8 protein-coding genes are annotated in these 9,488 nt (G+C 70.6%); 5 read left to right on the top strand and 3 right to left on the bottom strand.

Going from position 1 to position 9,488, the window contains the following annotated elements:
* Positions 1 to 62 precede the first annotated feature (62 nt).
* The 3 genes from VF665_RS21020 to VF665_RS21010 all read right to left on the bottom strand — a co-directional run bounded on the left by VF665_RS21020 (position 63) and on the right by VF665_RS21010 (position 3,568).
* Complete coding sequence (locus tag VF665_RS21020; RefSeq protein WP_331055429.1) at positions 63 to 1,313, bottom strand: GGDEF domain-containing protein; 1,251 nt, start codon at positions 1,311 to 1,313, stop codon at positions 63 to 65.
* Between the two features lie 57 nt (positions 1,314 to 1,370).
* Positions 1,371 to 2,039, bottom strand: a complete 669-nt coding sequence (locus VF665_RS21015) for a DUF1707 SHOCT-like domain-containing protein (RefSeq protein WP_331055428.1) — start codon at positions 2,037 to 2,039, stop codon at positions 1,371 to 1,373.
* Positions 2,040 to 2,818: 779 nt separating this feature from the next.
* A complete protein-coding gene (locus tag VF665_RS21010) occupies positions 2,819 to 3,568 on the bottom strand; it encodes an alpha/beta hydrolase (RefSeq protein ID WP_331055427.1) in 750 nt (249 codons plus the stop codon).
* Between the two features lie 120 nt (positions 3,569 to 3,688).
* Here VF665_RS21010 and VF665_RS21005 point away from each other — a divergent pair, with 120 nt between their 5' ends.
* From VF665_RS21005 to VF665_RS20985, 5 genes are all read left to right on the top strand, one after another.
* Positions 3,689 to 4,120: a hypothetical protein gene (locus VF665_RS21005; RefSeq protein WP_331055426.1), complete on the top strand. Its 432-nt coding sequence runs from the start codon at positions 3,689 to 3,691 to the stop codon at positions 4,118 to 4,120.
* Between the two features lie 118 nt (positions 4,121 to 4,238).
* On the top strand, positions 4,239 to 5,705 hold the full coding sequence (locus VF665_RS21000; RefSeq protein WP_331055425.1) for a M20/M25/M40 family metallo-hydrolase: 1,467 nt from the start codon (positions 4,239 to 4,241) through the stop codon (positions 5,703 to 5,705).
* A 244-nt stretch (positions 5,706 to 5,949) separates the two neighbouring features.
* The gene (locus tag VF665_RS20995; protein WP_331055424.1) at positions 5,950 to 6,450 is read left to right on the top strand and encodes an outer membrane beta-barrel protein; all 501 of its coding nucleotides are present in this window, start codon (positions 5,950 to 5,952) and stop codon (positions 6,448 to 6,450) included.
* A gap of 311 nt (positions 6,451 to 6,761) precedes the next feature.
* Positions 6,762 to 7,502 (top strand): phosphatase PAP2 family protein, encoded by a 741-nt coding sequence (locus tag VF665_RS20990; protein WP_331055423.1) that lies wholly within the window; start codon positions 6,762 to 6,764, stop codon positions 7,500 to 7,502.
* A gap of 737 nt (positions 7,503 to 8,239) precedes the next feature.
* Entirely contained in the window at positions 8,240 to 9,403 is a 1,164-nt protein-coding gene (locus VF665_RS20985) for an IS4 family transposase (RefSeq protein WP_331055422.1), read from the top strand.
* The last annotated feature ends 85 nt before the right edge of the window (positions 9,404 to 9,488 follow it).

Raw genomic sequence — 9,488 nt, 5'->3', positions numbered from 1 at the left:
GTTGTTGCGGCGACTTCAGTCGCTCACCGCAGGCGGCGGTGCGCCCTTTCCCCCGGGACGGATCAGCCGGCGGCGGAGGCGGGGTGCTGGGCGGGGCGGGCGCTGCGGTGGGCGGATTTTTCGCGGTACATCGCCGCGTCCGCGCGGGCGATGGCGGCGGGCAGGTCCTCCGCGCCGGAGTAGTCCGCCGCGCCCATGCTCAGCAACAGCTGCAGCCGGCCGCGGTCTTCGGGGGCGAGCTGGCGGTTGGCGTCCACCAGCGCTTCGCGGATGCGCGGCACCACGTCCGCCGGGAGCGCGGCGGGGAACAGCAGCAGAAACTCGTCGCCGCCCCAGCGGTACACGCGGTCCAGCGGGCGGATGCATCCGCGCAGCGTCTGCACCAGGCGGCGCAGCAGTTCATCGCCCGCGCCATGGCCGTGGACGTCGTTCACGGTCTTGAGGTTGTCCATGTCCAGCATTACCGCCGTCCCGAACCGCGCGCCCACGGCGTCCAGCCCCACGCCCTCCTCGTACGCGCGGCGGTTCAGCGCGCCGGTGAGCGAATCGTGCAGCGCCACGCGCAGCAGCCTGTCATGCGACACGGAAAGCTGGGCGCGAGCGTCATCCGCCTCGCGCCGCGCGTCTTCCATCAACAGAAGCACCATCCCGAACGCCAGCAGCATCTGCGCGAGCAGGTCCAGGTACGAGTTGTACTGCAGCAGAAGGCCAAGCGGGCCGTCCACAGGGTGCAGCCCGGCCCGCATGGCCGTCAGGTACCCGGCCGCGTACCCTGCCCACAGCACCGCCATGGCGCAGAACACCGCGCCCGTCGCGCGGCTGCCCAGCGTGGAGCGGGACGGCGGCAGCCGCAGCAGCAGCGCGCCGCACAGCGCGCACGCCGCCGCCGCCACCGGCGTCTGCATGAGCACCACGGTGTTCAGCGAAACGGTGACGAGCGCGGAAAGCAGCGCGTACCCCAGCGCGAACGGCGCGGCCAGGCGAAGGAACCGCCGCGGCTGCGTGCCCGCCACGTAGCTCAGCGTCCCGCCCAGCAGGCAGGCGAAAAAGAGCAGCTTGCCCGCCTGGTACACGCCGTCCGCCACGCGCGCCGCCAGCGGACCCGAGACCCGCTCCGGGGTGACGTAAAAGGCAAGGACGGCCGTGAGCGCCACGGCGAGCGCGGGCCACCCCAGCGCCCACAGCCGAAAATACGGGCGGCGGGGGTTGGCGCGGGTGAGCACGGCGAACAGGCCGGCCAGCAGCACCGTGCCTCCGCCCTGCGTCAGCGCGCCCAGAAAGGAGATGAGCCCCCCGATGGCGGGATCGGTCATGGGGTGACCGGGATCAGGAGCGGAAAAGGGATGCGGCCCGGGGGCGGGCCGGGGAGGTCAGCGGGTGCGGCGCTCCAGGCGGCGCTGTTCGCGCTCCACCTTGATGCGGGCACGGGCGTCGCGCGGCCGCTCGCCGGGGTACATGATGCTGATGTCCACGCCGCCCATGAGCGCGAACCCGCCGATGCGCAGGATGGGCGCGTGGGGGTCCGTGGGGGCCTCCGACTGGTAGCGCTGCCCGAACCCGCCCATGAACGCAAACCCGTTCATGTCCACGTGCACGCCGGGCGGAACGATGATCTCCGCGCCGCCCATGACGGCGAACACGGTGATTTCCGTGACGCCCGGGGCAAAGCGGGCCTCGCGCAGGTCCAGCTCCACGCCGCCCATGATGGCGACCACGTGCGTGGCCCTGGCCGGCGACCACGCCCCCCGGCGCTCCGCCCCGCCCATGATGCCGACGATGACCTGGTGCTCCGCGTTGTAGCTGCCGATGGCCGGCGTGAAGGCGCCCCCGGCTGACGCGGCCGCGCCCTGCTGCGCGACGGGAAGGTCGGCGGTCAGCGCGCGCAGCTCGTCCAGCGTGCCGGCGGCGTGCGCCTGGTCCAGCCGCTGCTCCAGCGCCTCGTCGGACAGGTTGTCGAGCGAATAGTGCTGGCAGAGTTCCAGGATCACCTGCTGGCGGGTCCGTTCCAGCGGCACGGGAACCGAGTTGGGCTGCGCCATCGCAAAGTCGCAACGTACGGGGGTGTCCGCGCGCCCGGTGCGGGCCGGCGGACGGGTTGGAACGTAGGCGCGGCGCCGCGGGGGAGCAAGCGGATCGCGCCATGGCGTGCACGCCGACGTGCACCGGCGCGGGTGTACGCGGGATGGCGAGGAGATGATTCAGTGCGGGTGAGGGCGGGAACGGCGTCGCGCTGCGCGCGGGCCCTCCCCCGGCCCCTCCGCGTGCAAACAGCCGCACGGAGAGGGGGGAACTGCACTTCAGTGTGGTTCGGACGCTGCCGATGCGGCCGAAGGAGGCCCCCTCCCCCAGCCCCCTCCACCCGCTCCGCGGGAGAGAGGGAGCCGTTCGGCGCCGGGCGGAGGTCGGCGCGCGTCGCCGGGCCGTCCGCCGGGTCGGTTGACGCCCCGAACGTGGGCGCGACAGCGGCCACGAGTCGGGGCTTACCGCGGTTCGAGCGGCGGATTCATCCGCTCAGGGGGCTTCGGGCGGGAACGGCGTCGTGCTTCGCGCGGGCCCCTCCCCGTGCGAACTGCCGCACGGAGCGGGGAGAACGACATCGGCATCCCGCGGCCCCGTGCAGGTGAAGTCTCCCCGTCTGTTCGGGGAGACTTTCCGCCGGTGTTGCGGCGACTTCAGTCGCTCGGCGCGGGCGGCGGGCTGATCTCCGCCCATGCGCGCCCGAGTTTCAGCCCCCAACAACCCTCCCCCAGTCCGTTTTGGGGGAGGGTGGGTGAGTCATGCGAACCCGGGTGGGGGCCGCCGTGGACCCGCGGCCCCCTCACCCCAGCCGGTTGCGCAGCCACTCCGCTGCGTAGTCGATGGCGGCGGGGGGGAGGATGTGGCCCGCGTTCCACCAGCGCAGCTCCTTGGGCTCCGACGCGGCCGCGTACAGACGCTCCGCCTGCTCCGGACGCACCGTGCGGTCCTGCCGGCCGTGCACCATCAGCAGCGGGCGGCCGTTCAGCTTGCGGACGGCACGCACGGGATCCGCCACCGTGCGCGCAATCCCGGCCAGCGGCGTCCCGCCGGGCAGGTCGCCGCCCGCGGCCAGCACCACCGCGCGGATGGACGGGTCGTCCGCGGCGGTCATCACCGAAAGAAAGCTGCCCAGCGAGTAGCCCGCGATCGCCAGGCACCCCGCGTCCACCTCCGGCCGCGCGGCCAGGTAGCGCATGGCCAGCCGCGCCTCCTTGAGCGCCTGCCTCCACAACCCCACGAGCGCCAGCGGGTTGCGCGCGGCCTGCGCCTGCAGCGGGTCCGCGCGGGTGCCGTGCAGCGGCAGGTCGATGGCCAGCGTGGCGATGCCATGGCGCAGCAGCGATCCGCCCACCCCCTCCGCCATGTGCTCCTTGCGCGACGAATACCCGTGCAGCAGCAGCGCCCCCGGCGCGGAGCGTGCCTCGCGGGGCAGCAGCAGGATGGCGGGAATGGCGTCGCCGCCCGCCCGGAACTCCAGCACGATCCGCCGCCCGCCGGGAACCTCGCGCTCGGAGTGCGTCGTCTGATGGATCTGTCTCTTGATGATCATCCGGCGCGGGGCGGCAAGATCACTGCCGCGGCCGCGCGCAGTGCGGACCCCTTTGCCGCCGCGCCGGGTACCCCGCTATTCTGTGCGCTCACGCTCCGGCACTCCCAAACCGCGCTCCGCATGCGATCCGTTCTTCGCGCCGCCGCCACATCCGTTGCCGTGCTCCTGGCCACGGGCGGATGCAACAGCCCGCTGGCCCCCGGCGACTTTACGCTCGACGGGCAGTGGGAGGGCCGCGGCTTTCCCTACGGCCTGGCGCTGGACCTGAACCAGGACCAGGACAACGCTGTCAGCGGCGAGGGCGAGCTGCGCGGGCTGCGCGTCGTGCCCATCACCGGCACGGAGCGGGCAGACACGGTGATCAGCACGCGCACCGCGGTGGACGTGAGCGGGCGGTGGCGGTATCCGGCATTCCGCCTCACGCTGTCGCAGGACGAGTTCGCCGACATCCAGCTGGCCGGCACCTTTTCCGGCCCGGACAGCGTGAACGTGACGCTCACCGGCTCCGGCTTCAACGGCGCCGCCATCACGCTCGTCCGCGCGGCCGACTGACGCTCGTCGCGCCAGCGCCGGCGCGGAGCGGCGTGTCCATCACAGGACGATGATCGTCATCCGGCGGAGCGCCGGACGCTGCTGCGATCCATCGAAAGTCCCACAACTCGTGATCCCCATGCGATTTCGTACCACGCTGGCCGCCGCCGCCGGATGCGCCGTTCTGGGCGCGGCGCAGGCGCGCGCGCAGGACCCCACGTTCACGGTGCGCGCGCCCGCGCCCGCGGGGTTCAGCCGCGCGGAAGCGCAGGCCACCACGCTGCGCCATCTGCAGAACCTCATTCGCCTGGACACGCAGAACCCGCCGGCGAACGAGCTGATCACGGCGATGTACTTCGACTCCGTGCTCACCGGCGTGCCGGGGATCGAAAAGCAGATCCTGCGCATTCCCGGCGACAGCATGCGCATGCGCGCCAACTTCGTGGCCCGGCTGCGCGCCACCCATCCGCGGCAGAAGCCGGTGATGGTGATGGGGCACATGGACGTCGTGGGCGCCGACACCACCAAGTGGGACACGGACCCGTTCGAGCCCACCTTTCGCGACGGCTACCTGTACGGGCGCGGCGCCATAGACGACAAGGGGATGCTCGCCGCCACGCTGACCGCCATGGTGCAGCTGGCGCAGCAGCGCGACCGGCTGGACCGCGACATCATCTTCTTCGCCACGGCGGGCGAAGAGGGCGGGCCGTCCGTGGGCGTGGACTGGGTGATGGAGCACCACCGCGGCCTGGTGGGCGACGCGGAGTTCGCGCTCAACGAGGGCGGGCGCATCCGGCTGGACAACGGCGCCATCCGTACGGTCAACATCCAGACGACGGAAAAGGTGTACTACACCGTGGTGGCCACGGCGCGCGGAACCAGCGGGCACGGCAGCGTTCCGCTTCCCGACAACGCGCTCGCCGCGCTGGCCCGCGCCGTCAACCGCGTGCACGAGTGGCGCGCCCCCGTGCGGCTGAACGAAACGACGCGGCTGTACTTTCAGCGCCTGGCCACCATCGAAGCGAACGCGGAGACCAGGCGCGCCATGGAGCAGCTGACGGTGGCGGGCGCACCGCAGGCGCAGGTAGACGCGGCCGCGGCGGTGCTCGCGCGCGATCCGCTGTACAACGCCGTCCTGCGCACGGGCGCCTCGCTCACCCTGCTGAACGGCGGATTCCGCGCGAACGTGATTCCGTCCGAGGGGCGCGCCACGTTCAACGTGCGCATCCTTCCCGGCGAGGACATCCGCGAGATCGTGCGGATGATGAACCAGGCCGGTGGCGAGCCGCAGGTGACGTTCACGGCCGAGGAGGAGCCGGTTCCCGCGCCGCCCCCGTCGCCCGTGGGCACGGAGCTGTTCCGCGCGATGGAAGAATCCGCACGGGCGATGGCGCCGAACGCGACGGTGATCCCGTTCATGTCCACGGGCGCCACCGATGGCGCGGTGCTGCGCGCGGCGGGCATTCCCACCTACGGCATCCTTCCCATGCCGTTGACGATGGAAGACGAGCTGCGGATGCACGGCGACAACGAGCGCGTTCCCGTTCCCGCGCTGGGCTGGGCGACGGAGTACCTGTACCGCGTGCTGCGCCAGGTCGCGACCTGATCCGGTGGCCCGCACCGTCCCGAACGCCCGGCGTCCCCGCGCCGGGCGTTCGTTCGTTGATGAGCATCGTTGGCAGAAATCCAGGAACGGACGTGCGGCGCGACGGATGGTTCCTTTGAGAGGTGCCGTGGCCGTTGCCGTGCTCGCCGACGGGCGGAACCAATCGCCCGTGCCGATGGTTTCATGCGCGGGTTCCGGCCGCGGCGGGCGCGGCGTGCACTCCACTCCAGTTCGGATGATTGATATGAGAAAGACGATCGCGATCGTTGCGGCGGCGGCCGCCCTGGCCGGCGCGCAGACGGCTTCCGCGCAGTCCGCGTTGCCGGTCTCGTTCGAGGCGCGCCTGGATGCCGGCGTGCCCACCGGCGATGCCGGCGATGCGTTCAACACCGGCGTGGGCTTTGGCCTGCGCGCGTCGCTGGACCTGGCGCCCACCTTTTCCATCTACGGCGGCTACTCGCGCTTCAGCTTCGACCTCAAGGACAGCGGGCTGACGGATGCCGAGGCGGAGCTGGACGGGTTCGAGGTCGGAGGGCGTGTGAGCCTGGGGACGGGCGCCGGGGTAGCGACGCCGTATGCGCTGCTGGGCGCGCTTTTTCACAACGACCAGACGGGTCTCGAGGCCGGGCTGGGCGCGGACTATCCGGTGAGCTACAACCTGTCCGTCACCCCCGAGGTGCGGTACCGCACGGTCGACGAGTTCAACTACATCAGCCTGGGCATCGGCGCGCGCGTCCACTTCTGATCCGCGCACTTTGCCGATCAACCCGACCGGGTCCCGCCCTCACCGGCGGGACCCGGTTCCGTTCTGCCTCGGTGGATGCGTTGCGGTTCCGCGCGTGGTCCCGGCCTTGCCACGTTCGCGGCGCCCGCGCGGGGCTGGATTCTCCGCATCTCATGGAACGGTCGCCCCGTGCTGCGCGCGGGATGGCGGACAGGCTGCATGAAAGCTCAGGCGAGCACGGCGCGCGGACGATCCCGCGCGGTGGCGGATGATGACGGGCGATCGGGGGCGCGAAAGGTCCGAGGCGCCCTCGCCAAGGCGGGGCGGGCACAATGAGCGTGATGCGCGACCCGGTGCGCGGGCGTCGTGGGATATTGCCGGCGCTGGTGCGGTTCGCGGCGCGGCGGTGGCGCCGCCTGCTGGTGCTGTTCATGGGCGTGCTGCTGCCCCTGCTGGCGTTCGGGCTGCTCGCCAACGACGTGATGGAGCACCACGGCCTGCTGTGGGACGCGCCCGTCCTGCGCTACGTTCACGGTTATTCCACGCCATCGCTCGACCGGTTCATGCTCTTCATGAGCGCCATCGGGTATGCGTGGGGCGTGGTGCCCGCCGTGCCCGTGCTGTTCATCATCCTGATGCTGTACAGGCGCCGTGGGGACGCGCTGTTCTTTGCGCTGGCGGTGGGCGGGGCGGGGATCCTGAACAAGGGCGCCAAGCTGTTCTTTCGCCGTACGCGCCCCGCGCTGTGGACCTCCATTGCGCCGGAAACGACGTACAGCTTTCCCAGCGGGCACGCGATGGGCTCCATGGCGCTGGCCGCGGCGGTGGTGGCGCTGCTATGGCCCACGCGGTGGAGGTGGCCGGCCATCGTGGTGGGCGCGGTGTTCACCGGGCTGGTGGGATTGTCGCGCGTGTACCTTGGCGTGCACTTTCCCAGCGACGTGCTGGCGGGGTGGTCGGCGTCGCTGGCGTGGGTGGTGGGGGTGAGCTTTGTGGCGTACGGCCGCGCCGCCAAGCCGCGCGAGTCCGCCACGCCCACGCCCGAACTGCGCAACAAGGAGGTCGGCGCGTGAGGGCGGGCGTCAGGGCGGCCCCCACCCGGGTTCCAGTACTCACCCGCCACTCCACCAAAACGGATTGGAGGAGGGTTGATACGGCCGAGAAATGGGCGAGGATGGGCGGAGATCGGCACCGCACGCTGAGCGACTGAAGTCGCCGCAACAACGGCGGAAAGTCTCCCCAAACAGACGGGGAGACTTCACCTGCACGCGGCCGCGGGTTGCCGATGATGTTCTCCCCTCTCCGTGCGTCTGTTTGCACGGGGAGGGGCCGGGGGAAGGGGCCCGCGCGCAGCGCGAACGTTCGCGTTGTCCGACCTCGCCTGAGCGGATGAATCCGCCGCTCAAACAGCGGTAAGCCCCGACTCGTGGCCGCTGTCGCGTCCACGATCGAGGCTTCAACCGACCCGGCGGACGGCCGTGCGCAGGTCGCGCGCCCCGAAGCGTCGAATACAGTCCGCGCAGGCGGACTTCATGTGATCCGAGGCGCGGTTTCAACCGCCGGGCACGGACCCCGGAGGCGCGTGCCGACCTCCGCCCCGGCGCCGAACGGCTCCCCCTCTCCCGCGGAGCGGGTGGAGGGGGCTGGGGGGAGGGGGCCTCCTTCGGGGCATCGGCACCGTCCGAACCGCAATGAGATGATGTTCTCCCCTCTCCGTGCGGCAGTTTGCACGGGGAGGGGCCGGGGGCATAGGCGTTAACTTAAAGGATTGCAGCCCGCGTGATAACCGATTATCGTGGACTGCATGCGAATGGATACTCTTGGCGAAGAGTGGAGCGTTGTGACGCGCTTCCTGCCGGATGGGTGGCGGGAGCTTGCCCGCTCCACGGGCGCACTGCAGCGAGCACGGCAGGTTAGCAGCGCTGATGTGCTGCTCCGGCTGGCGTTCCTGTACGCTGCTTCGGGTCTGTCTCTGCAGCAGGCGGCGGCGCGATCAAGTACTTCAGGGCTTGCGCGGATTTCGGCGGTTGGGCTCATGAAGCGGATGCGCAACGCCGAAGCATGGCTGCAAGCGCTTGTCGCAGCCGTCTTTCGCGAGAGCGCGTGCCGAGCGCCGCTGGGCGGTGTGGCGGCGGGCCGGCGGCTGCGGATTGTCGACGCCACGCACGTCAAAGTGGCTGGCAGCAACGGCACTGACTGGCGGCTGCATTACGTCCTTTCACTCCCGTCGTTGACCTGTGACTTCGCCGAGGTCACAGATGCCAAGGGAGGCGAAACGTACAAGCGGGTTCCGGTGCAGCCCGGAGACGTAATCCTCGGTGATCGCGGGTACTGCCACAGGAAGGGCGTGGCCTATGTCATCGACGATGGAGGCGACGCGCTGGTCCGGCTCAACGCCAACAGCTTTCCTCTGCTGAATGCGGATGGCGGCAGATTCGAACTGCTGACCGCGCTGCGCTCCCTCAAGGGGCTCGGCACCAAGGGTTGGAAGGTCTGGTTCGAGGCAAACGGCCGCCGGTACGCGGCGCGACTGTGTGCTGTGCGGAAAAGCGCGATCGCGGCGCGGCGGTCGAGAGATCGCCTGCAGAAGCTTGCACGCAAGAAGGGGAAGACTGTTTCGCCGGCGACGCTCGAGTTTGCCGAGTACGTGTTCGTGCTGGCCACTCCCGGGCTGGACGACCTCACGCCGGAACAGGTGCTGGAGTTGTACCGGGCCCGCTGGCAGGTTGAGCTGAGCTTCAAGCGGCTGAAGTCGCTCTTCGACATGGGAAGCGCGCCCAACCGCGACCCCAACGCGGTGCGAAGTTGGATTTATGCGAAGCTGCTGGCGGTGCTGCTGATCGAACGACTGGGCGAGGCATCTCGCCTTTTTTTCCCCTGGGGATTCCCCATGGAACTCGGGAAGCCGCTGGCAGGAGTTTCGGGAGGCAGCGGATGCGTTCCGGACCGTGATTTCCCTGCCCAGCCTGCCTAGCGAGTTGCTGCGGAGGGGAAGCGAATTGCGCGAGCGGTTGCTGCCGGCACGACGTAAACGAGTTTCACAGGTCGCTCGGCTACAA

Origin of the sequence: Longimicrobium sp., from assembly GCF_036387355.1 — a bacterium.
In the GTDB taxonomy this organism is placed as follows: Bacteria; Gemmatimonadota; Gemmatimonadetes; order Longimicrobiales; family Longimicrobiaceae; genus Longimicrobium.
This window is presented reverse-complemented; position numbering and strand designations above follow the sequence as displayed.

Excerpts from the sequence above, each read along its gene's own strand:
- VF665_RS21020 (WP_331055429.1), bottom strand. The coding sequence starts at position 1,313 with ATGACCGATCCCGCCATCGGGGGGCTCATCTCCTTTCTGGGCGCGCTG.
- VF665_RS21015 (WP_331055428.1), bottom strand. The coding sequence starts at position 2,039 with ATGGCGCAGCCCAACTCGGTTCCCGTGCCGCTGGAACGGACCCGCCAG.
- VF665_RS21010 (WP_331055427.1), bottom strand. The coding sequence starts at position 3,568 with ATGATCATCAAGAGACAGATCCATCAGACGACGCACTCCGAGCGCGAG.
- VF665_RS21005 (WP_331055426.1), top strand. The coding sequence starts at position 3,689 with ATGCGATCCGTTCTTCGCGCCGCCGCCACATCCGTTGCCGTGCTCCTG.
- VF665_RS21000 (WP_331055425.1), top strand. The coding sequence starts at position 4,239 with ATGCGATTTCGTACCACGCTGGCCGCCGCCGCCGGATGCGCCGTTCTG.
- VF665_RS20995 (WP_331055424.1), top strand. The coding sequence starts at position 5,950 with ATGAGAAAGACGATCGCGATCGTTGCGGCGGCGGCCGCCCTGGCCGGC.
- VF665_RS20990 (WP_331055423.1), top strand. The coding sequence starts at position 6,762 with ATGAGCGTGATGCGCGACCCGGTGCGCGGGCGTCGTGGGATATTGCCG.
- VF665_RS20985 (WP_331055422.1), top strand. The coding sequence starts at position 8,240 with ATGGATACTCTTGGCGAAGAGTGGAGCGTTGTGACGCGCTTCCTGCCG.